We start from the raw sequence: 19,780 nt of genomic DNA on the forward strand, positions 1-19,780 counted from the left end.
TTGTACAGGAATCATTCCATGGCGGAGCAGCGCACCATCGTCGTGACCGGATGTTCGTCCGGTATCGGCGCTCATTGCGCGCGGGCGCTGAAAGCCGATGGCTGGCGTGTCTTCGCGACGGTGCGCAAGCCGGACGATCTCAAGGGGCTGGAAGCGGAGGGCATCGAAGCCTTCCTGATGGATTATGCCAGGACCGAGACGATTTCCGACCTGGTCGGCGCGGTTCTGGAACGCAGCGGCGGTCGCATCGACGCACTCTTCAATAACGGCGCCTACGGCCAGCCGGGCGCTGTCGAGGATCTTTCGACGGCAACGCTGCGCGCACAGTTCGAGGCGAATTTCTTCGGCTGGCATGAACTGACGCGGCAGGTCATTCCGCCGATGCGCAAACGTGGCCAAGGGCGGATCGTGCAATGCTCGTCGATCCTCGGCGTCGTCCCCTATCGCTATCGCGGCGCCTACACCGCTTCCAAATTCGCGCTCGAAGGCCTCAGCATCACCCTGCGCATGGAGCTGCAGGGCAGCGGCATCCATGTGAGCCTGATCGAACCGGGACCGATCGCCACGCGTTTCACCGCCAATGCGCTCGCAAAGATCAAAGAGCATATCGACCTCGAGAATTCGCCGCACGCGGTCGATTACATCAGGCAACTGGCGAGACTCGACGGATCGGGACCGGTCAATCGCCACAAACTCGGACCGGAAGCGGTCTATTCCGTATTGAAACACGCATTGAACTCGAAAAATCCGAGGCCACATTATCCCGTAACGACTCCGGCTAAGCAGGGTATGTTCCTGAAGCGGCTGCTTCCGGCAGACCTCTTCTACCGCCTGATGCGCCGGACGGACTGACTGAGAAAGCTGAATACCATGTCCACGGTCACCTATATCCTCGCGATCATCGTCATGGGCGTCGTCGCCCTCGTCCTGATCCGCGGTCTCTTCAACATGATGAAGGGCGGCGATCCCAACCTTTCCAACAAACTGATGCAGCTTCGTGTGCTGCTGCAGGCGATTGCCGTCATCCTGATCATGCTGACACTCTGGCTGACCGGCGGTGGCCGCCCGACCTGACCAGACTTCAAGGGGGAAACCGTGGTCAAGCTCAACAAGATCTACACGAAAACAGGCGATGACGGCACGACCGGGCTGGTGTCCGGCCCGCGCCGGCTCAAAGACGATCTGCGCATCGAGGCCTACGGTACGATCGACGAGGCCAATTCCGCGATCGGCCTGGCGCGGCTGTACACGGCCGGCTTGCCCGAACTCGACGCCATGCTGATGTCGATCCAGAACGACCTCTTCGATCTCGGCGCCGATCTCGCCACCCCTGACACGGGTGAGCCGCCGGCCTACGAGCCGCTACGGATCATCGAGACGCAGGTCGACCGCGTCGAGCACGATATCGACCAGCTGAACGCCGGTCTGGAGCCGCTGAAATCCTTCATCCTGCCAGGCGGCAGCCCGGCCGCCGCACATCTGCATCTTGCCCGCACGATTGCGCGGCGCGCCGAACGTTTGATGGTGGCGCTTGCCCGCACCGACGGCGAAATCGTCGGCGAGCCGGCGATGAAATATGTCAACCGGCTCTCCGATTTCCTCTTCGTCGCCGCACGTCATGCAAACGACCGGGGTCATGCGGATGTGCTTTGGGTTCCGGGAAAAAACAGATAGGCTAGCCGCGATCACGATCGCCCGGGGGCCTTTATGTTCATACCACTTCACGATGCCAACACGCTGAAACATATCAAGGTTCAGTGGGTGACGCTCGCACTGATCGCACTGAATATCGCGGCCTGGCTTTTGACCAGTTTTGAGAGCGAACAGGCAGCCCAGGCGACGACCGTCGGGCTCGGCTATATCCCGGCAATCGCCTTCGGCCACGCGGTGTTGGCGCAGGGGCTCGAAATCGTGCCGGAGCCGCTGACTTACCTTACCTATGCCTTCGTCCACACCGGCTTCTGGCATCTCGCCGGCAACATGATCTTCCTCTGGGTCTTCGGCGACAATGTCGAGGATGCGATGGGACATCTGCGCTTCCTGATTTTCTATCTCGTTTGCGCAGCCGCCGGCGCGCTTTGCCACGGCCTGCTAACCATGACCTCGGAAGCGCCGCTGGTCGGCGCATCGGGGGCGGTCTCCGGCGTCGTTGCCGCCTATGTCATGCTGCATCCGCGCGTCCGGGTCTGGGTGCTGGTGTTTTTCCGTGTGCCGTTGCCCCTGCCGGCCTTCGTGCCGCTGCTTCTGTGGATCGGGCAGCAGTTCTTCATGCTGGCGATCGCACCTGACGGCGACGTTTCCTGGGGCGCGCATGTCGGCGGCATCCTTGCCGGGGCTTTCCTGATCCTGGTGTTGCGCCGGCCTGGTGTGCCGCTCTTCGACCGGCAGATCGTCACGCCCCGCGCCGTCAGAAACGAGCCGGGCGCCGGCCCAGCCATCGCGGCCGGCACGGACGGGCGCACGGCACAGCGATTTCCCTGGGGTCGTCGCTGACGCAATATTGACGTGAACGTAAACGTCCATATATTGCCGAGGCAAATCGCCTGCCGGCGTCATGGAAGCGTTGAATTTGGAGGAAAAACGCGTATCCATGTCGCCATTCGACAATCGGAGCGGCGCCCGAGCGCGCATTTTCTAAAAAGTCTCTGAAACCAGTTTCTCCTGAAGGAAGGACCCCATGAAGATACTCGTCCCAGTCAAACGGGTTGTCGACTACAACGTGAAGATCCGGGTGAAGCCGGATGGCACGGGTGTCGAGCTTGCCAATGTGAAGATGTCGATGAACCCGTTCGACGAGATCTCGGTGGAAGAGGCGCTGCGGCTGAAGGAAGCCGGCAAGTGCGAGGAAGTGGTGGTCGTCTCGATTGGTCCAGCCAAGGCCGAGGAGACGCTGCGCACCGCACTTGCCATGGGCGCCGACCGGGCGATCCTGGTTGAGACCGACGATCAAATCGAGCCGCTCACTGTCGCCAAGATCCTCAAGGCTGTCGCCGATGCCGAACAGCCGGGACTGATCATCGTCGGCAAGCAGGCGATCGACGACGACAGCAACCAGACCGGCCAGATGCTGGCGGCGCTGCTCGGAACTGCCCAGGCGACCTTTGCCTCGAAGATCGAGATCGGCGATGGCAAGGCTCAGGTGACCCGCGAAGTCGATGGCGGCCTGCAGACGATCGAGATCAAGCTGCCGGCTGTTGTGACCACCGACCTGCGCTTGAACGAGCCGCGTTATGCTTCGCTGCCGAATATCATGAAGGCGAAGAAGAAGCCGCTCGACAAGAAGACGCCCGGCGACTTCGGCGTCTCCACCACACCGCGCCTCAAGGTCTTGAAGACGGAAGAGCCGTCGGGCCGCAAGGCCGGCGTCAAGGTCAAGTCAGTCGCCGAACTGATCGACAAGCTCAAGAACGAAGCCGGCGTGCTTTAAGCCAGAACTAGGGAGATATCATCATGGCCATTCTTCTTCTGGCTGACCACGACAATGCCAGCCTGTCCGATCAGACCGCCAAGGCGCTGACGGCCGCCACCAAGATCGGCGGCGATATTCATATTCTCGTCGCCGGCAAGACTGCCAAGCCCGCTGCCGATGCCGCCGCCAAGCTTGCCGGCGTCTCCAAGGTGCTGCTGGCCGAAAGCGACGAACTCGCCAACAACCTTGCCGAACCGCTCGGCGACCTAATCGTTTCGCTGGCTGGCGCCTATGACACAATCATTGCCGCCGCGACCTCCGTCGGCAAGAACGTTCTGCCGCGCGTCGCAGCCCTGCTCGATGTCGCCCAGGTATCCGAAATCATCGAGGTGATCTCCTCAGACACCTTCAAGCGGCCGATCTATGCCGGCAACGCCATCCAGACGGTGCAGGCAACGGACGCCAAGAAGGTCATCACCGTGCGCACCGCCTCCTTTGCTGCTGCGCCCGAAGGCGGCTCGGCTGCCGTCGAGGCGATCCCTGCGGTTTCCGACCCGGGTCTTTCCACCTTCATCGGAGACGCGCTCTCCAACTCCGACCGCCCGGAACTGACATCGGCGAAGATCATCATATCGGGTGGCCGCGCGCTGGGTTCGGCGGAGAAGTTCAGGGAAGTCATCCTGCCGGTCGCCGACAAGCTCGGCGCCGCGATCGGCGCAAGCCGCGCCGCGGTCGATGCCGGATATGCCCCGAACGACTGGCAGGTCGGCCAGACCGGCAAGGTCGTCGCCCCGCAGCTCTACATCGCCTGCGGCATTTCGGGCGCCATCCAGCATCTGGCCGGCATGAAGGATTCGAAGGTGATCGTTGCCATCAACAAGGACGAAGAGGCGCCGATCTTCCAGGTCGCCGACTACGGATTGGTTGCCGATCTCTTCGACGCCTTGCCGGAATTGGAAAAGGCGCTCTGACCGCGTCAAATGCTTTTCTTTCGCACTTGCGAATGACTGGAAAATTATCTTTTATCGGGCTACTACTGCTGCCGGGCGATCCTTCGTCCGGCAGTATTGCTAGAAAAATGCGGCGGCGCGGGGGCGAATGCCGTGCGGGGGTTTGGAGATGAATGCGGTGTTGAAGAATATTGGTATTATCGGTGCCGGCCAGATGGGCTGCGGCATCGCGCATGTTTCGGCCGCCGCAGGTTACAGGGTTCACATCTACGATCTCTCCCAGGACCGCATCGAATCCGGCCTTGCCACCATCAATGGCAACCTGGCCCGCCTGGTGACGAACGGCAAGATGACCGAAGAGGAACGCAAGTCGACCTTGTCGCTCATCACTGGCTCTTCCGATGTCAATGATCTCGCCCCGTCTGATCTCGTCATCGAGGCCGCCACCGAGGATGAAACAGTCAAGCGGAAGATTTACGCGCAGGTCTGTCCGGTCCTGAAGCCGGAAGCGCTGCTTGCCACCAATACCTCTTCCCTTTCCATCACCCGGCTTGCTGCCGCCACCGACCGCCCCGAACGCTTCATGGGCATACATTTCATGAACCCGGTGCCGGTGATGAAGCTGGTCGAACTGGTGCGCGGCATCGCGACCGACGAGAAGACCTTCTCCGCCGCCAAGGAATTCGTCGGCACGCTGGAAAAGACCATCACCGTCGCCGAGGATTTCCCGGCCTTCATCGTCAACCGCATCCTGCTGCCGATGATCAACGAAGCGATCTACACGCTCTATGAAGGCGTCGGTACGGTCGACGCCATCGATACGGCGATGAAGCTCGGCGCCAACCATCCAATGGGGCCGCTGCAGCTTGCCGATTTCATCGGCCTCGACACCTGCCTCTCGATCATGCAGGTGCTGCATGACGGCCTGGCGGACTCGAAATATCGCCCCTGCCCGCTGCTGGTGAAATATGTCGAAGCCGGCTGGCTCGGACGCAAGTCCGGCCGCGGTTTCTATGACTATCGCGGCGAAGTGCCGGTCCCGACGCGTTAAACGCTGCTGCTCGAAGCACCGTCCTTAGCACAAGAGAGTAACCGGTCGCGGCTCTACGACCCGATCGCACCCTTGATCAGCGCCTTGGCATCCTCGCTGTCCCAGGCAGCCGGGCCGTTCATCGCTGAAATCAGGCAGCCCTTGTCGTCGATCAACAGCGTCACCGGCAGCCCCATGGCGAGGCCCTCTTTCTTCAGATTGTTGAACACCGAAATCGTATTGTCGCGGTAGAGCTGCAGCGCATCGACGCCGATCTCGGTGAGGAACGTCTTCGGCTTCTCGTCGTCGCCGGTATCGATATTGACCGGCACCACCTGGAACCTGTCGCTGCCCATCTCCTTCTCGAGCGCGTTCAGCGCCGGCATCTCCTCGCGGCAGGGAACGCACCATGTCGCCCAGAGATTGAGAAGCACGGTCTTGCCGGCGAAATGATCGAGCGTCAGCGGTTTGCCGTCCGGCCCGTTGAAGGAGACTGCGGTCAGCTTGCGCGGCTCGTAGGCGGCGACCATGGCGGCCACCTGCCCCTTCATCAGCGGTGTGACGCTGGCGACGCGATCCTTGGCAAGCTTGCATTCGCCAGATGCCGTTTCGCCGCCGCCATTGCCAATCCCCGTCTCCTTCACGTATACCGCTGCCGCACCGGCAACGACACCCGCAACGGCGGCCATCGCAATCCATTTCAGGGATGGCAGCCCGAGGGGTTTTCTTGTCGTCATTTCATTCTCCTGGACATGCATCCTCAAGGCGGACACCTTCATGGCCGACGACACCACGGACACCAAATCCTCCAACCAGATGTGGGGCGGTCGCTTCGCCTCCGGCCCGGACGCGATCATGGAGGAGATAAATGCCTCGATCGGTTTCGACAAGAAGCTATTCGCGCAGGATATCCGCGGTTCGATCGCCCATGCGACGATGCTTGCCCATCAAGGGATCATTTCCGCCGAAGATAAGGACAAGATCGTTCACGGGCTAAACACGATCCTGTCAGAAATCGAAAGCGGCAATTTCGAATTCTCGCGCCAGCTCGAAGACATCCATATGAATGTCGAGGCACGCCTGGCGACGCTGATCGGACCGGCCGCCGGCCGTCTTCACACCGCCCGGTCGCGCAACGATCAGGTGGCGCTCGACTTCCGTCTCTGGGTGAAGGAAGAGCTGCAGAAGACCGAGCAGATGTTGACCCGCCTGATCGCGGCCTTCCTCGACCGCGCCGAGGAACATGCCGAAAGCGTCATGCCGGGCTTCACCCACCTGCAGACTGCCCAGCCCGTTACCTTCGGCCATCACTGCATGGCCTATGTCGAAATGTTCGGCCGCGATCGCTCGCGTGTGCGCCACGCCATCGAGCATCTGGATGAAAGCCCGATCGGCGCCGCCGCCCTTGCCGGCACCGGCTACCCGATCGACCGCCATATGACGGCCAAGGCGCTCGGTTTCCGCGAGCCGACCCGCAACTCCATCGATACGGTCTCCGACCGCGATTTCGCCATCGAATTTCTGTCGATCGCAGCGATTGCGGGCATGCACCTGTCGCGTCTGGCAGAAGAAATCGTCATCTGGTCGACCCCGCAATTCGGTTTTGTGCGTCTCTCCGACGCCTTCTCGACCGGCTCGTCGATCATGCCGCAGAAGAAGAACCCGGATGCCGCCGAACTGGTGCGCGCCAAGACCGGCCGCATCAACGGCTCGCTGGTGGCGCTGCTGACGATCATGAAGGGCCTGCCGCTTGCCTATTCCAAGGACATGCAGGAAGACAAGGAACAGGTCTTCGACGCAGCCGAGAGCCTGGAACTGGCAATTGCTGCCATGACCGGCATGGTGCGCGACATGACTGTCAACACCGCGCGCATGAAGGCGGCGGCCGGCTCCGGCTATTCGACCGCGACCGATCTTGCCGACTGGCTGGTGCGCGAAGCCGGCCTCCCCTTCCGCGACGCCCATCACGTCACCGGCCGCGCGGTCGCACTGGCCGAAAGCAAGGGCTGCGACCTTGCCGAGCTGCCGCTCTCCGATCTACAGGCGATCCATCCCGACATCACCGACAAGGTCTATGATGTGCTGACCGTCGAGGCCTCGGTCGCCAGCCGCAAGAGCTTCGGCGGCACAGCGCCGTCCGAAGTGCGCAAGCAGATCGCCTTCTGGCGCGCCCGCAACTAAGAGATACCAGGCGTGGCGAAAAGCCGCCCGCGCCCTTCCTGCTGGCGGAAAGACCGTCCAACAATCAGGGTGCACAAGGCGGATAAACTTCGCTATGAAGATGTCCGTCATTCGATATGAATGATGCCGTCACATGCCGCAGAAGAGGATATCCATGAAGAGCTTGCCGCACCTCGTCCGCCTGACGGCGGTTCTCGCCGTCATCGGCTTTGCCGTTGCCGGATGCGGGCGCAAGGGCGACCTCGATCCGCCGAGCGCTGCGGCAACCAAGGAAGGCGACGTTTCCAAGCCGACGAAACAGCCGGGAACCGTCGACAAGCCCTTCCTTCTCGATCCCCTTCTTTAAGGCACAAGCCCGTGAACCATTTCGAGTACCGAGACGGCGTCCTTCATGCCGAGAACGTCCCCGTTCCCGAGATCGCCAAGGCGGTCGGCACACCTTTCTACGTCTATTCCACTGCAACGCTGGAGCGCCATTACCGCGTCTTTTCGGAAGCCTTCGCCGACATGGACTCCATGGTCTGCTATGCGATGAAGGCGAATTCGAACCAGGCAGTGCTGAAGACGCTGGGTCGCCTCGGCGCCGGCATCGACGTGGTCTCTGAAGGCGAACTGCGCCGCGCGCTTGCTGCCGACATTCCGGCAAACCGCATCATGTTCTCAGGTGTCGGCAAGACGCCGTCCGAGATGGATTTCGCCCTTGAGGCCGGCATCTACTGCTTCAACGTCGAATCCGAGCCTGAGCTCGAAATCCTCAACCAGCGCGCTGTGAGCGCGGGCAAAAAAGCGCCGGTCTCCTTCCGCATCAACCCGGATGTCGATGCAAAGACGCATTCCAAGATCTCGACCGGCAAGAAGGAAAACAAATTCGGCATCTCATGGGAGCGCGCCCGCGCCATCTATGCCCATGCCGCAAAGTTACCCGGCATCGAGGTCACCGGCATCGACATGCATATCGGCAGCCAGATCACCGAACTGCGGCCCTTCGACGACGCCTTCAAGCTGTTGCATGACCTTGTCGCGACGCTCCGCGCCGACGGCCACACCATCCATCACGTCGATATCGGCGGAGGCCTCGGCATTCCCTACAAGGACGACAACAATCCGCCGCCGCTGCCAGACGCCTATGCGGCAATCGTCAAGAACCAGCTGCGCGGCCTGGACTGCAAGATCATCACCGAACCCGGCCGCCTGATCGTCGGCAATGCCGGCATCCTGGTGACAGAAGTCCTCTATGTGAAGGATGGCGGCGAAAAGACCTTCGTCATCGTCGACGGCGCGATGAACGATCTCATCCGTCCGACGCTCTACGAGGCCTATCACGAGATTCGCCCGGTAACGATTTCGGCGGCCAACGCGCCGCGCATCCGCGCCGATGTCGTCGGCCCCGTCTGCGAGACCGGCGACTATCTGGCGCTCGACCGCGAGATGGCGATGCCGAAGCCCGGCGACCTGATGGCCGTCAGCACTGCCGGCGCCTATGGCGCGGTCCAGGCCGGCACTTATAACAGCCGCCTGCTGGTGCCCGAAGTTCTGGTCAGGGGCAGCGATTTCCATACGATTCGACCGCGCAGAACCTATGCCGAGCTGATCAGCCTCGATTCCGTTCCGGCCTGGCTCGACTGAACAAGCCATCACTTTTTGGCGAATAAACGTGAAAAGCCGGTATTACCGGCCGCTCGCCCTCGCCTTCGCCACAAAGAGTGTTATCCTTTCGTTCATGAGCGTATTGCCCCGCAATCGCCGGAAGCGCCCTCTGTTCCAGAACGCCAGATCGCGGAGACCGGACCGATGACAAGCCCCTCGAGGCAGAAGAAAGGTGCATTTGCCTTCCGTCCCTCGCTTGCCCGGCTGGTGACGACGAAACGCCTGCTGGCGCGCATCGTGCTCTTTTTCGAGCAGTTGCTGCCGCCTTTGATGCCGGTACTGTCCGTCATCGCCTTTTATCTCTCCGCCTCCTGGTTCGGCCTCTTCCGCAGCGTGCCTGACTGGCTGCGCATCCTGCTGCTCATCGCCTTTGCTGCCGCTTTTCTCGTCTCGCTCCTCCCCTTCCGCACCCTGCGTTGGCCGAGGATCGCCGAAGCCGACCGCATGCTGGAAGAGCGCAACGGCCTGCCGCACCAGCCGGTCACCGTCCAGGAAGACGAGCCGGCCTTCGATACGCCCTTCGGCCGGGCGCTCTGGCGCGAGCACCAGACGCGCATGGCTGAAAAGATCGCAGCGCTCGATGCGGGACTGCCGCGGCCTGATATCGCCGCGCATGATCGTTTCGCCCTGCGCGCCGTCCCGGCGCTGCTGCTCGTCACGGCCTTCGGTTATTCGCTGTCGATCAACGGCGGCTCGATCCGCGACGCATTGCAGGCGGCGCCCGAGCAGGTGGTCAGCGATCCGGCAGTGCGCATCGACGCCTGGGTGACGCCGCCTTCTTATACCGGTCGCGCCCCGGTTTATCTGACGGCTGACGGCAGCGAGCAGGCGCCGATCGGCATTCCGCAGTTTTCAAGCCTCACCGTGCGCGTCAGCGGCGGAAAGACGGCCGAAAAGGTCGTGTTCCGCAAGGCGAACGGCGAGGCGCAGGATATCGCCGTGCAGGCAGATACCAAGCCGCAGCAGACGGCGGCATCAGGCAGCGAGCAGCAGACGGCGGCACCGACCAGCCAGGCTCTCATCGCGCAGACGCATATGATGAAGCTCCAGGAGAACGGTGCACTCGAGGTCAACGGCCGCCGCTGGAGCTTCGACGTACTCCCCGACAAGGCGCCAGAGATTGCCTTCGACGGCTTGCCGAAGCCCAGCGTCAACGGCGCGCTTGAAATCGCCTTCACCGTCAAGGACGATTACGGGGTCCAGGAGGCGCATGCGGAGATTGTTCCCGTCGAAACCGATCCGACGGCAACGCCGCTCTATCCACTGCCGGAATATCGGCTGGATATTCCCCGCCGCAACGCCCGCGACGCCAAGGCTGTAACCAGCCGCAACCTGACCGAACATCCGCTTGCCGGCAAACGTGTGCGCATCACGCTCGTCGCCAAGGATGCCGCCGGCCAGACCGGCCGCAGCCCGCCGCATGAGATGACGCTACCGTCACGCCCCTTCAACGAACCGCTCGCCGCAGCCGTCGCCGAGGAACGGCAGGTTTTCGCGCTCGATACGCGCAAGATGCCGCAGGCCATCGCCCTGAACGAGGCGCTGACCATCCGCCCCGAGGAGACCATCCCGAAGCTCACCAACTACCTGCTCTTGGAATCCGCCTTGACGCGTATGAAGCTTGCAAGGGGCGAGGATGCGCTGAAGGATACGGCCCAATATCTGTGGGAGATTGCCCTCGGCATGGAGGACGGCGATCTTTCGCTGGCCGAGCGCAAGCTGCGCGAGGCCCAGCAGAACCTCGCCGACGCGTTGGACCGCAACGCCCCGGACGCAGAGATCAAGAAGCTGATGGACGAGCTGCGCAAGGCGATGCAGGACTATATGACCGAGCTCGCCCAACGCATGCAGAACGCGCCAATGCAGCCGAACCAGAACGCGCAGAACATTCTGCGCCAGCAGGATCTGGAACGGATGATGGATCAGATCGAAAATCTCGCCCGCTCCGGCAATCGTGACGCGGCCCAGCAGATGCTGTCGGAATTGCAGCGGATGATGAACAACCTGCAGGCCGGCCGCCCGCAGCGCAGCCAGCAGAGCCAGGAAAACAGCGAGGCCCGCAAGCAGATCGACAAGCTCGGCGAGATCCTGCGCGACCAGCAAAAGCTGATGGAGCAGACCTTCCGGCTCGACCAGCAGCTCAGGGACCGCATGCAGCGCGGCGAGCCCGACATGGGCGAGAACGATCCGCTGCTCGACGAGATGAACCCCGGAGAGAACGGCGAGCCGCAGGATCAGCAACAGGGCCAGCAAGGCAAGGATGGACAGCAGCCCTCCGACCAGATGACGGCCGAGCAGCTGCGTGAGGCGCTGAAACAGCTGCGCGCCCAGCAGGATGCGCTGGGCAAGCAGCTCGGCGAATTGCAGAAGAGCCTCGGCGAGATGGGAATGAAACCCGGCCCGGGCTTTGGGCAGGCGCAGCGCGAAATGGAAGGCGCCGGCCGTGAACTCGGCCAGGGCCGCGGCCAACCGGCCGTCGAGGGTCAGGGCCGCGCGTTGGAAGCGCTTCGCCAGGGCGCCCGCGACATGATGAACCAGATGATGCAGGCGCAGCAGGGCCAGCAGGGTCAAGGTCCGAACGGCCAGGTAGGCCAAGGCGACCAGAACGGCCGCGACCCGCTCGGCCGGCCGCGCCGGCCCCAGGGGCCGGATTTCGGCGACAACAGCGTGAAGGTGCCTGACGAAATCGACGTTCAGCGGGCACGAGAAATCCTCGACGCGATTCGCGAAAAGCTTGGCAACAATCCGCCGCAGGAAATGGAACGGCGGTATCTCGAACGGTTGTTGGACATCCAGTAGGCCTTACGCCTCCGCGCAATGATAGGACGCGCACTGGAAAGGATGATTCTAGACCGGAGCGGCCTAGAATCTGAACCTGATCTAAATCAGAGAAATAGAGCGGGATGTCGACCGAAAAGCGCTGATACTTTTCGGCATCCAGGCTCTAAGCGACAAGCGCCCGGGCGACCGCCTTGCGGATATCGGGAAGCGCGAATGGCTTGGCGACGACGTCGATAATCTTCTCGGCAAGATCGTCGGCCCGTTCGCGTTGTTCGGCATAGCCGGTCATCAGCAGGATTTTCAAGCCAGGAAAAGCGTCTTTTGCCTGATGGGCGAGTTCAATGCCGTCCATCACGGGCATGCGGATGTCTGAAAGCAGCAGATCGTAGACCCCGTCCTTGAGCTTCTCCAGCCCCTCGGCCCCATCGGCGGCCTCATCGGTCTCGTGGCCATCGAGCCGCAGGGCCCGGGCTACGAAGGACCGCAGGGAGTCCTCGTCTTCCGTAATCAGAATTCTTGCCATATGTGCATCGCTCCGTCGTCAGCCCCGCGACGGAAATCACCAGACTTTCCTTTTCGATCGGTAAAGATGGTGAAGCGATGGACGAGATGGTTAACAACCCGTCTCGAACGGCTAAGGCATGTCGCGCAAAAGCGCTGTAACACTTTGCAGCGGCTCAGGCGTCCCCGGTGACCACGCCGACGAAGGGCAGTTCGCGAAAGGCATAGGCGACATCCATGCCGTAGCCGACGACAAAATAGTCGGGGCATTCGAAGCCGACATAATCAGCCTCCAGCTTTTCCTTACGCTTGACGCGCTTGTCGAGCAGCACGGCGATCGTGACGTTGCGCGCGCCACGCTCGAAGAGCAGTTCCTTGGCAAAGAGCAGCGTTCGGCCGGATTCGAGGATATCGTCAATCAGCAGGACGTCGCGGCCATGCACGTCGCTGTCGATATCCTTGACGATGCGTACGCCCTGCGAAACCGTGCCGATGCCGTAGCTCGACAGAGTGATGAACTCGACCTCCGGGGCAAGCCCGCTATCATGCAGGGCGCGGATCAGGTCGGCGGCGAAAATGAAGGAGCCCTTGAGCACGGCGATGACCAGCAGGTCCTTGGTCGGGCCACTGGCAATCTCCCGCGCCATCGAATGATTGCGCTCGGCGATCTGCTCGGCGGTGAAAAGCGGCTCGATGTTTTTTCCGCGCACGACAGGCATAAGGGCTTGCTCCATGAAAAGAAGGGTAAGCCGTTAGCACATATGCGAGCCTGAAACAGCCTCGCCGACCATGAAATTAACGGGATTGGCGCGACCTGTGGCGGGAAAGTCGACCATTCCATGTCCTGTTACGTCTATGGCAGGAAGGAAAGCCGGACCTCCGCCATCTTTCCGCCGGCATGCTGTACGCGAGCCGAGAAGCCCCGGCTTTGGCCGCCATAGATGACATCGGCCGGCGGGTCGATGACGATGCTTGCAGTCAGCCGCTCGTCGGTCACGAGATCGGCACGGATCGGATGCACCGTCTGCGTCGTGCCGCTCTCGTTTTCGATGATGCCGTTGATAACGAGCACGCGCATGCCGTTTGCATCACGCGGCGTCACCGTGACGTGGGTGAAATGCAGCGGCGCTCCGGAAGTGGCGCGCTCGCCGGAAAGGCCGGAAAAACCACCCGCGAGACCGAAGACGAGCACGACGAGCGCCAGCACCAGCGCTGCGAAGCTCCGCATCGACGCGCGCTGCAGCCAGGATTCCGCTGTCCGCAGAACGGAAGCGGCCATCGCTGGCATGAGCGGCGGCTGTGCAGCCCGTGCGGCCTGTGCGGCAGCTATGCGCTTGCGGTTGTCGTTATGGGTCCTTGCGCTGAATTCCCTGGGCAGCACTTTGCCGAGGGTAACGAATTCAGCGTCGGAGATATCGGCAGGGCGCGCCGAGCGGTACAGACGGTTGGCGGGCTCCGGCGGCAGGAAATCATAGGCCTGGCCCGGCGTCCGGCGACTGAAGGAGGATGCTTCCATGGTGGCTGCCTCGCAGATGTCCACATGGTTTCGTTGCCAGGAGAAATCTGGCATTGAAACGAATCCTGCTCAGTCGTAAATTTTAATGGTTAATGCTTCGCAAAGATCGCCATCAAACGGGCGTCTTTCCAGCAAAATTTACCGGCTGTTAACGGTGTTGGTTAACAAGTCGTGCGGTGAAACCCACAACAGACTGAGCTGCCCGTTGATCCACTTTGAGAATGTCGGTTTGCGCTATGGCATGGGCCCGGAAATCCTCCGGGACCTGACCTTCGACATCCCGAAGAAATCCTTTCAGTTTCTGACAGGCCCATCGGGCGCCGGCAAGACGTCGCTGCTGCGGATGCTTTTCATGTCGCTGCAGCCGACACGCGGCCTGATCCGCATGTTCGGGCGCGACATTTCCGAAATCCCCCGCCCCGAACTGCCGCTTCTGCGCCGCCGCGTCGGCATCGTCTTCCAGGATTTCCGCCTGCTCGACCATCTCACCACCTATGAGAATGTCGCTTTGCCCTTACGGGTGCGCGGCAAGGATGAGAGCTCCTACAAGACCGACGTCCTGGAACTGTTGAAATGGGTCGGCCTTGGCGAACGCATCAACGTGCTGCCGCCTGTGCTCTCCGGCGGCGAGAAGCAGCGCGCCGCAATCGCCCGGGCGCTGATGGACCGGCCGGAAGTGCTGCTGGCCGACGAACCCACGGGCAATGTCGACCCGCCGATGGCCAAACGCCTGCTCAATCTTTTCCTCGAGCTGAACCGCCTCGGCACGGCGGTCGTGATCGCCACGCATGACCTGGCGCTGATGGAACAGGTGGAAGCCCGCCGCATGATCCTCTCAGAGGGGCATCTCGATATTTATGACTGAGCCCCCGTCCAGAAACCCCGAGAAGGCGGCTGCCAAGATCCAGCAGAAGCGGCCGGAATTGCGCGTGCGTCCGACCGCGCCGATCCTGCCGCCTTCCAACATCCAGGGCAGTGCGTTGATGGTGGTGATATCAATCATGGCCTTTCTCGCCTGCCTGACGCTCGGCGGCGTCAGCATGGTGCGCTCGACGGCGGCAAGCTGGGAGAGCCAGATCTCCCGCGAGATCACCATTCAGATCAAGCCGGACGACAATCTCGACATGGAAAAAGCGCTGACCCAGGCGCGCGACCTGGCGCTGACCTTCGTCGGCACCAAGAGCGGCCAGATCGTCGACGAAGCGGCGACCGCTCGCCTGCTCGAACCTTGGCTCGGCCCCGGTCTCGATCTCAAGGATCTGCCTGTTCCCCGCCTCGTCATCATCACCATCGACGAGAGCAATCCGCCGGATTTCGATTCGATGCGGGCGCTGCTGAAGGACAGTATCCCGCAGGCCAGCCTCGACGATCACCGCACCTGGGTCGACCGGCTGGTGTCCATGGCGCACACGACCGTGATGATCGGCACCGGCATCCTGCTCCTGGTTTTCACGGCGATGGTGCTCACCGTCGTCTTCGCCACACGCGGCGCGCTGTCGGGCAATCGTCACGTTGTCGAAGTGCTGCATTTCGTCGGCGCCGAAAGCTCCTTCGTCGCCACCGAATTCCAGAAGCATTTCCTGAAGATCAGCCTCAAGGGCTCGGCGATCGGAAGCGCGCTTGCCGCTCTCTTCTTCGCCACGGCCGGTTTCTGGCAAAGCCGCACCCTCGCCACCCCGGAAACGGATCAGGCGACCGCGCTCTTCGGCACCTTCTCCGTCGGCGTGCTTGGTTATGCCGGCATCTTCGCGACGATGATCGTCATCGCGCTCCTCACCACCTTCACCGCGCGGCTGACCGTCATGCGGACGATCTACGAAATCGATACACTACGCTCGGACCCGACGCGCACCGACGGCATCGGAAGTTGATCGTGACCGTGCCGTTTTGCCATGAAAGCGTCTGTTCTGCGCCGCAATCAGCGTATAATCACGATTCATGACCATGGGAGATACGACACCCAACCCGATTCATCAGGACCCGGAGCTTGATCGCCCGGTGGGTCTGCCGCCGCGGCGCGGGCCGATCCGCCGCCTGCTGCGCTGGGGCGGCTTTGGCTGCCTGCTGGTAATCGCCCTGGTGTTCGGCGGTTTTCTGCGTTTTGCCGATTCGGTGACGACACTCAGACCGCCGGCCGAGCCGAAGGCAGATGCGATCGTGGTCCTGACGGGTGGCTACCAGCGCATCGACCAGGCCGTGGAGCTGTTGCAGAAGGGTGCTGGCAAACGTTTGCTCATTTCCGGCGTCCACCCGACGACGACGCCGGCACAGATCCGCAAAATGACGCAGGGTTCGGCCGATCTGTTCTCCTGCTGTGTCGATATCGGCTACGATGCGATCGACACGATCGGCAATGCCGAGGAAGCTTCGAACTGGATCCACGCCAAGGGATACCGGAGCGTTCTGATCGTCACCAACAATTACCACATGCCCCGAAGCCTCGCCGAACTCTCCTATGTCGATCCCGACATCGAGTTCATCGCTTATCCCGTGGTCAATTCGGATTTGAAGAGCAGCAACTGGTTCACCGACCCGAATGCGATGCGCGTCATGCTTGCCGAATATGCGAAAGTGCTGCTGGCCGGCGCCCGCAACATCACCGGCTTCGGCCGCCACACCGGGCTGCGCTCGGCAAATGCGTCCGGCCAGCAATAAAGCCGCACGTCGGATAGGACGCGCTACGGACGCTCTATCTTCTTGTTTTGCGCAATTCCGGACGCAAAACCGCTGCGCACTTTTGCTGGAATTGCTCCAGGCTTTTACATCAAGGCAGCATCAAACGCTTTTTATGACGGGCAATATCGTGTAGGCCGGTCGCGTGAGCATGCCTCGGGAAAGTTTCATGATCGCCCTGCGTTCCGTTCTCTTCAACACGATCTTCTATGCCAACCTCATCATCCGGATGATCGTGCTCTCGCCCTACTATTTCGTCGTGCCGCGCAAGATCGCCTATGCGATCCCGAAGAACTGGGCGCGCTCCAACCACTGGCTGATGCGAGTGATCGTCGGCACTACCTTCGAGATCGAGGGCCTGGAGAACCTGCCTGATGGCAGTTACATCCTGGCGCCGAAGCACCAGTCTTTCTGGGATACCTACGCGCTGCTGCCCTGGTTGGAGGATCCGGTCTACATCCTGAAGCGCGAACTGATGTGGATTCCGCTCTTCGGCTGGTATGCGAAGAAGCAGCGCATGATCCCGGTCGATCGCGGCGCCCGCGGCAAGGTGATGGTGGAAGTGCTGAAACGCACGAAGGAGGAGCTTTCGACCGGCCGCCAGCTCATCATCTATCCCGAGGGCACCCGCCGCCCGCCGGGTGCGGAACCGGTCTATAAATACGGCATCGCCCGCATGTACCGCGACCTTAACCTCCCCGTCGTACCGGTCGCCATGCATCCCGGTCTGTTCTGGCCGCGGCGGAGCATTCGTCGTTATCCCGGTCATTTCAAAGTGAGAATCCTGCCGCCAATCATGCCGGGAATGGATCCGGACGCCTTTTTCGCCCATCTGATCGAGGTATCGGAGCGGGCAAGCGACGAGCTTCTGCTCGAAACCGTCGAACGAAATCCGCATCTGCCGCTACCGCCGACGGCGGTCGAAAGACTGGTCGAGCTGCGCAAGCTGAACGCGGCAACTGCCTGAGATCAGGCGGCGCGTAGCCGCTCCACTTCGTTGACGACCTGCTCCAGCCAATGGTCGCGAATGCCCATCTGCTTCAGATGCGTCAGCGTGTTGAAGACATAGGCATCATTCGGACCTGACTGGCCTTTTGCGTCGTTCACCACCCGTGCCGCCGCAAGCGCATCGAGCGCGCCGGCATATTGTTCATGCTCGCGGTCGATGATGTAGGCGACCGCTTCCACCCGGCGCCGGCCGGCAAGCTGCAGCCGCACCCGGCGCTCCAGATACACATTGGTGACCAGTTCGCGGGCGCGGAGATAATCGATCACCTCTTTCCATTTTTCAGGCGAAATGCGGAAAGCCATGCCGCGGCAGGCGCCACCCCTGTCGAGGCCGAGAACCAGGCCCGGATTGTCGCGTGTGCCACGATGGACAAAGGAGCGGACACAAAGCGAACGCCTGTAGCCGTAGACCAGAGCCTCTGACCGCTCCATAAACTCGAAGCCCGGATTCCACATCAGCGAACCGTAGCCAAATACCCAAAATTCGTCCATATCGCACGCCAGACCGGGAATCACATTTGCGATTCACCATTGGAGAACATCATGGCAGCGTCAAGCCGATCCGGCAGCAGCCAATCCGGCAGCGGTAAGAAATTCTGGTTGCTGGGTGGAGGTATCCTCCTGGTGATCGCGCTTTATACCGGCGGCTGGTTCTATGCGGCGTCGGCATTGAAGACCACGGTGCTGAAGGCGATCGCGCCACGCGACCAGGCAGGCGTCAGCGGCGAATGCTCCGATATCGAATTCCGCGGCTATCCCTTCCGTATCGGCCTGTTCTGCTCCAAGATCGACGTCGACGACAATGTCAACGGCGTCTCCGCCACCTTCGGCGCGCTACGCTCGGCAGCACAGGTCTATGCACCCGGCAATATTGTCTGGGAACTCGATTCGCCGGCCGAAATCCGCACCACCAACGGCCTGTCGATCTCGGCCCAATGGACGAACCTGCAGGCGAGTCTTGCGACCAGGCTGCAGGGCATCGACCGCAGCTCGACCGTCATCGAGGGTCTGAAGGCGATGGCCGTCTCCTCCTACACCGGCCAGACCATCAGCTTCGATGCCGCCCGCACCGAAATCCATCTGCGCCAGAACGGCGCCGATCTCGATGGCGCGATCTCCGTGCAGGATGCGAATACGGCGATCAAGGACTGGCCGCAGATCTTTCCAAAAATGTCTGCCAGCATCGATCTGACCATCGCCGGCAAGGCCGGCCTGATCGACGGCAGTGATCCGAACGGCCTCAATGGCGCCACCGGTGAACTGCGCCGCATCGTCGCCGACATCGGCGACGGCAAGGTGATGACGCTGACTGGCCCCTTCTCCTTTGACGAACAGGGTCTGCTCTCGGGAAAGTTCAAGCTGGAGATCGAACAGCTCGGCCCCTGGGGCGACAGCCTGAAACAGGCCTTTCCGGATATCGCCTCGACCGTCAACACGGCGACAAAGCTGCTGAAGTCGCTTGCCGGTGGCGGCGACAAGGTCTCGGTTGATCTCGTCGTCGATCGTGGCAATGCCACCGTCAGCGGTTTCATTCCGCTCGGCCGGATTCCGCCGATCTGATGCATCTCGCCCAAAAGTGTCCAGTGGTTTTGGGCAACGGGATGCATACGAAGTAGAAAAGGCCTGAAGCGCGTCGGATGATTCCGGCTCGACGCGAGGCGCTTCAGGCGATTCGCTTGATGAAGAAGACTTCCGGCACCGATTGCAGGCCGGGCAACTCGATCGCGCCGCTTTCGGAAAATCCGTTGCGGCGATGCCAGTCTTGAGGCCGGCTTTCATCGCATTCGCTCGACGTCATCAACAGGCGGGCGCCGTCGCTGCGCATGGCTTCTTCCCAGGCGAGAAACAGCGCCGTTCCAACGCCCAACCGGCGATGGCCGGGCAGAACGCGGATCATTTCCATATAGGGAACCCTGCCCCAGAAGCGGGAGAAACGCAGGAAGCCGACAATCTCATCGGCCTGCTTGGCAACCAGATATTCGCCGAGCGCCACGCAGCGCGATACCCACGCCGCACCGGCGCTGGCATCCGCGCGCACCAGCCAGTCGATATCTGCTTGGCCGGCGCGTATCGCCACTACCATC

The 19,780-nt window shown here is 61.7% G+C and carries 22 protein-coding genes; 16 read left to right on the plus strand and 6 right to left on the minus strand.

Going from position 1 to position 19,780, the window contains the following annotated elements; translation table 11 throughout:
- Positions 1-18: 18 nt before the first annotated feature.
- The 7 genes from J3P73_RS22350 (at position 19) to J3P73_RS22380 (ending at position 5,410) form a co-directional block, all read left to right on the plus strand.
- Positions 19-852, plus strand: coding sequence for an SDR family oxidoreductase (locus J3P73_RS22350; RefSeq protein ID WP_018069233.1), 834 nt, complete (start codon positions 19-21; stop codon positions 850-852).
- An 18-nt stretch (positions 853-870) separates the two neighbouring features.
- Complete coding sequence (locus J3P73_RS22355; RefSeq protein WP_018069234.1) at positions 871-1,074, plus strand: twin transmembrane helix small protein; 204 nt, start codon at positions 871-873, stop codon at positions 1,072-1,074.
- A 21-nt stretch (positions 1,075-1,095) separates the two neighbouring features.
- Entirely contained in the window at positions 1,096-1,674 is a 579-nt protein-coding gene (locus tag J3P73_RS22360; protein WP_130662327.1) for a cob(I)yrinic acid a,c-diamide adenosyltransferase, read from the plus strand.
- A 33-nt stretch (positions 1,675-1,707) separates the two neighbouring features.
- The gene (locus tag J3P73_RS22365) at positions 1,708-2,493 is read left to right on the plus strand and encodes a rhomboid family intramembrane serine protease (RefSeq protein ID WP_130662328.1); all 786 of its coding nucleotides are present in this window, start codon (positions 1,708-1,710) and stop codon (positions 2,491-2,493) included.
- Between the two features lie 184 nt (positions 2,494-2,677).
- Positions 2,678-3,427, plus strand: a complete 750-nt coding sequence (locus J3P73_RS22370) for an electron transfer flavoprotein subunit beta/FixA family protein (RefSeq protein ID WP_130656351.1) — start codon at positions 2,678-2,680, stop codon at positions 3,425-3,427.
- Positions 3,428-3,450: 23 nt separating this feature from the next.
- The gene (locus J3P73_RS22375) at positions 3,451-4,380 is read left to right on the plus strand and encodes an electron transfer flavoprotein subunit alpha/FixB family protein (RefSeq protein WP_130692831.1); all 930 of its coding nucleotides are present in this window, start codon (positions 3,451-3,453) and stop codon (positions 4,378-4,380) included.
- A 148-nt stretch (positions 4,381-4,528) separates the two neighbouring features.
- Entirely contained in the window at positions 4,529-5,410 is an 882-nt protein-coding gene (locus J3P73_RS22380) for a 3-hydroxybutyryl-CoA dehydrogenase (protein WP_018069239.1), read from the plus strand.
- A 53-nt stretch (positions 5,411-5,463) separates the two neighbouring features.
- On the opposite strand, the gene tlpA is transcribed toward J3P73_RS22380, so the two are convergent.
- On the minus strand, positions 5,464-6,126 hold the full coding sequence (tlpA, locus tag J3P73_RS22385) for a thiol:disulfide interchange protein TlpA (RefSeq protein ID WP_024323352.1): 663 nt from the start codon (positions 6,124-6,126) through the stop codon (positions 5,464-5,466).
- 40 nt (positions 6,127-6,166) lie between these two features.
- On the opposite strand from tlpA, the gene argH reads away from it, so the two are divergent.
- The 4 genes from argH to J3P73_RS22405 all read left to right on the plus strand — a co-directional run bounded on the left by argH (position 6,167) and on the right by J3P73_RS22405 (position 12,016).
- Positions 6,167-7,570 carry an argininosuccinate lyase gene (gene argH, locus J3P73_RS22390; protein ID WP_018069241.1) on the plus strand — a complete coding sequence of 468 codons (1,404 nt, stop codon included), beginning with the start codon at positions 6,167-6,169 and terminating at the stop codon, positions 7,568-7,570.
- Positions 7,571-7,703: 133 nt separating this feature from the next.
- On the plus strand, positions 7,704-7,916 hold the full coding sequence (lptM, locus tag J3P73_RS22395; protein WP_018069242.1) for an LPS translocon maturation chaperone LptM: 213 nt from the start codon (positions 7,704-7,706) through the stop codon (positions 7,914-7,916).
- A gap of 11 nt (positions 7,917-7,927) precedes the next feature.
- Complete coding sequence (gene lysA, locus J3P73_RS22400; RefSeq protein WP_130692833.1) at positions 7,928-9,196, plus strand: diaminopimelate decarboxylase; 1,269 nt, start codon at positions 7,928-7,930, stop codon at positions 9,194-9,196.
- Between the two features lie 165 nt (positions 9,197-9,361).
- Positions 9,362-12,016 carry a TIGR02302 family protein gene (locus J3P73_RS22405; RefSeq protein ID WP_075225924.1) on the plus strand — a complete coding sequence of 885 codons (2,655 nt, stop codon included), beginning with the start codon at positions 9,362-9,364 and terminating at the stop codon, positions 12,014-12,016.
- Between the two features lie 145 nt (positions 12,017-12,161).
- On the opposite strand, the gene J3P73_RS22410 is transcribed toward J3P73_RS22405, so the two are convergent.
- From J3P73_RS22410 to J3P73_RS22420, 3 genes are all read right to left on the minus strand, one after another.
- Positions 12,162-12,521, minus strand: coding sequence for a response regulator (locus J3P73_RS22410; protein ID WP_003543311.1), 360 nt, complete (start codon positions 12,519-12,521; stop codon positions 12,162-12,164).
- A gap of 154 nt (positions 12,522-12,675) precedes the next feature.
- The gene (hpt, locus tag J3P73_RS22415; RefSeq protein WP_003543314.1) at positions 12,676-13,218 is read right to left on the minus strand and encodes a hypoxanthine phosphoribosyltransferase; all 543 of its coding nucleotides are present in this window, start codon (positions 13,216-13,218) and stop codon (positions 12,676-12,678) included.
- Positions 13,219-13,352: 134 nt separating this feature from the next.
- Entirely contained in the window at positions 13,353-14,015 is a 663-nt protein-coding gene (locus J3P73_RS22420; RefSeq protein ID WP_130693112.1) for a hypothetical protein, read from the minus strand.
- A 205-nt stretch (positions 14,016-14,220) separates the two neighbouring features.
- Here J3P73_RS22420 and ftsE point away from each other — a divergent pair, with 205 nt between their 5' ends.
- From ftsE to J3P73_RS22440, 4 genes are all read left to right on the plus strand, one after another.
- Positions 14,221-14,880, plus strand: a complete 660-nt coding sequence (gene ftsE, locus J3P73_RS22425; RefSeq protein ID WP_003543317.1) for a cell division ATP-binding protein FtsE — start codon at positions 14,221-14,223, stop codon at positions 14,878-14,880.
- On the plus strand, positions 14,873-15,886 hold the full coding sequence (locus tag J3P73_RS22430; RefSeq protein ID WP_018482780.1) for a cell division protein FtsX: 1,014 nt from the start codon (positions 14,873-14,875) through the stop codon (positions 15,884-15,886). Before ftsE ends, J3P73_RS22430 begins: the two co-directional genes overlap by 8 nt.
- 73 nt (positions 15,887-15,959) lie before the next feature.
- Positions 15,960-16,670, plus strand: a complete 711-nt coding sequence (locus J3P73_RS22435) for a YdcF family protein (protein WP_075225929.1) — start codon at positions 15,960-15,962, stop codon at positions 16,668-16,670.
- 187 nt (positions 16,671-16,857) lie between these two features.
- Positions 16,858-17,655: a lysophospholipid acyltransferase family protein gene (locus tag J3P73_RS22440; RefSeq protein WP_075225922.1), complete on the plus strand. Its 798-nt coding sequence runs from the start codon at positions 16,858-16,860 to the stop codon at positions 17,653-17,655.
- Positions 17,656-17,657: 2 nt separating this feature from the next.
- Here the strand turns inward: J3P73_RS22440 and J3P73_RS22445 are convergent, their stop codons facing one another.
- Positions 17,658-18,188 (minus strand): gamma-glutamylcyclotransferase, encoded by a 531-nt coding sequence (locus J3P73_RS22445; RefSeq protein ID WP_075225921.1) that lies wholly within the window; start codon positions 18,186-18,188, stop codon positions 17,658-17,660.
- Between the two features lie 51 nt (positions 18,189-18,239).
- Here J3P73_RS22445 and J3P73_RS22450 point away from each other — a divergent pair, with 51 nt between their 5' ends.
- Positions 18,240-19,256 (plus strand): DUF2125 domain-containing protein, encoded by a 1,017-nt coding sequence (locus J3P73_RS22450; protein WP_018069251.1) that lies wholly within the window; start codon positions 18,240-18,242, stop codon positions 19,254-19,256.
- A gap of 103 nt (positions 19,257-19,359) precedes the next feature.
- On the opposite strand, the gene J3P73_RS22455 is transcribed toward J3P73_RS22450, so the two are convergent.
- Entirely contained in the window at positions 19,360-19,779 is a 420-nt protein-coding gene (locus J3P73_RS22455; protein WP_130692835.1) for a GNAT family N-acetyltransferase, read from the minus strand.
- Position 19,780 lies beyond the last annotated feature (1 nt).

Source organism: Rhizobium ruizarguesonis (assembly GCF_017357285.1).
Classification (GTDB): Bacteria; Pseudomonadota; Alphaproteobacteria; order Rhizobiales; family Rhizobiaceae; genus Rhizobium; species Rhizobium ruizarguesonis.

Bases quoted from the DNA above. Each gene is read 5' to 3' on its own strand.
- J3P73_RS22350 (WP_018069233.1), top strand. From the start codon at position 19: ATGGCGGAGCAGCGCACCATCGTCGTGACCGGATGTTCGTCCGGTATC.
- J3P73_RS22355 (WP_018069234.1), top strand. From the start codon at position 871: ATGTCCACGGTCACCTATATCCTCGCGATCATCGTCATGGGCGTCGTC.
- J3P73_RS22365 (WP_130662328.1), top strand. From the start codon at position 1,708: ATGTTCATACCACTTCACGATGCCAACACGCTGAAACATATCAAGGTT.
- J3P73_RS22370 (WP_130656351.1), top strand. From the start codon at position 2,678: ATGAAGATACTCGTCCCAGTCAAACGGGTTGTCGACTACAACGTGAAG.
- J3P73_RS22375 (WP_130692831.1), top strand. From the start codon at position 3,451: ATGGCCATTCTTCTTCTGGCTGACCACGACAATGCCAGCCTGTCCGAT.
- J3P73_RS22380 (WP_018069239.1), top strand. From the start codon at position 4,529: ATGAATGCGGTGTTGAAGAATATTGGTATTATCGGTGCCGGCCAGATG.
- tlpA (WP_024323352.1), bottom strand. From the start codon at position 6,126: ATGACGACAAGAAAACCCCTCGGGCTGCCATCCCTGAAATGGATTGCG.
- argH (WP_018069241.1), top strand. From the start codon at position 6,167: ATGGCCGACGACACCACGGACACCAAATCCTCCAACCAGATGTGGGGC.
- lptM (WP_018069242.1), top strand. From the start codon at position 7,704: ATGCCGCAGAAGAGGATATCCATGAAGAGCTTGCCGCACCTCGTCCGC.
- J3P73_RS22405 (WP_075225924.1), top strand. From the start codon at position 9,362: ATGACAAGCCCCTCGAGGCAGAAGAAAGGTGCATTTGCCTTCCGTCCC.
- J3P73_RS22410 (WP_003543311.1), bottom strand. From the start codon at position 12,521: ATGGCAAGAATTCTGATTACGGAAGACGAGGACTCCCTGCGGTCCTTC.
- hpt (WP_003543314.1), bottom strand. From the start codon at position 13,218: ATGCCTGTCGTGCGCGGAAAAAACATCGAGCCGCTTTTCACCGCCGAG.
- J3P73_RS22420 (WP_130693112.1), bottom strand. From the start codon at position 14,015: ATGGAAGCATCCTCCTTCAGTCGCCGGACGCCGGGCCAGGCCTATGAT.
- J3P73_RS22430 (WP_018482780.1), top strand. From the start codon at position 14,873: ATGACTGAGCCCCCGTCCAGAAACCCCGAGAAGGCGGCTGCCAAGATC.
- J3P73_RS22435 (WP_075225929.1), top strand. From the start codon at position 15,960: ATGGGAGATACGACACCCAACCCGATTCATCAGGACCCGGAGCTTGAT.
- J3P73_RS22440 (WP_075225922.1), top strand. From the start codon at position 16,858: ATGATCGCCCTGCGTTCCGTTCTCTTCAACACGATCTTCTATGCCAAC.
- J3P73_RS22445 (WP_075225921.1), bottom strand. From the start codon at position 18,188: ATGGACGAATTTTGGGTATTTGGCTACGGTTCGCTGATGTGGAATCCG.
- J3P73_RS22450 (WP_018069251.1), top strand. From the start codon at position 18,240: ATGGCAGCGTCAAGCCGATCCGGCAGCAGCCAATCCGGCAGCGGTAAG.
- J3P73_RS22455 (WP_130692835.1), bottom strand. From the start codon at position 19,779: ATGGTAGTGGCGATACGCGCCGGCCAAGCAGATATCGACTGGCTGGTG.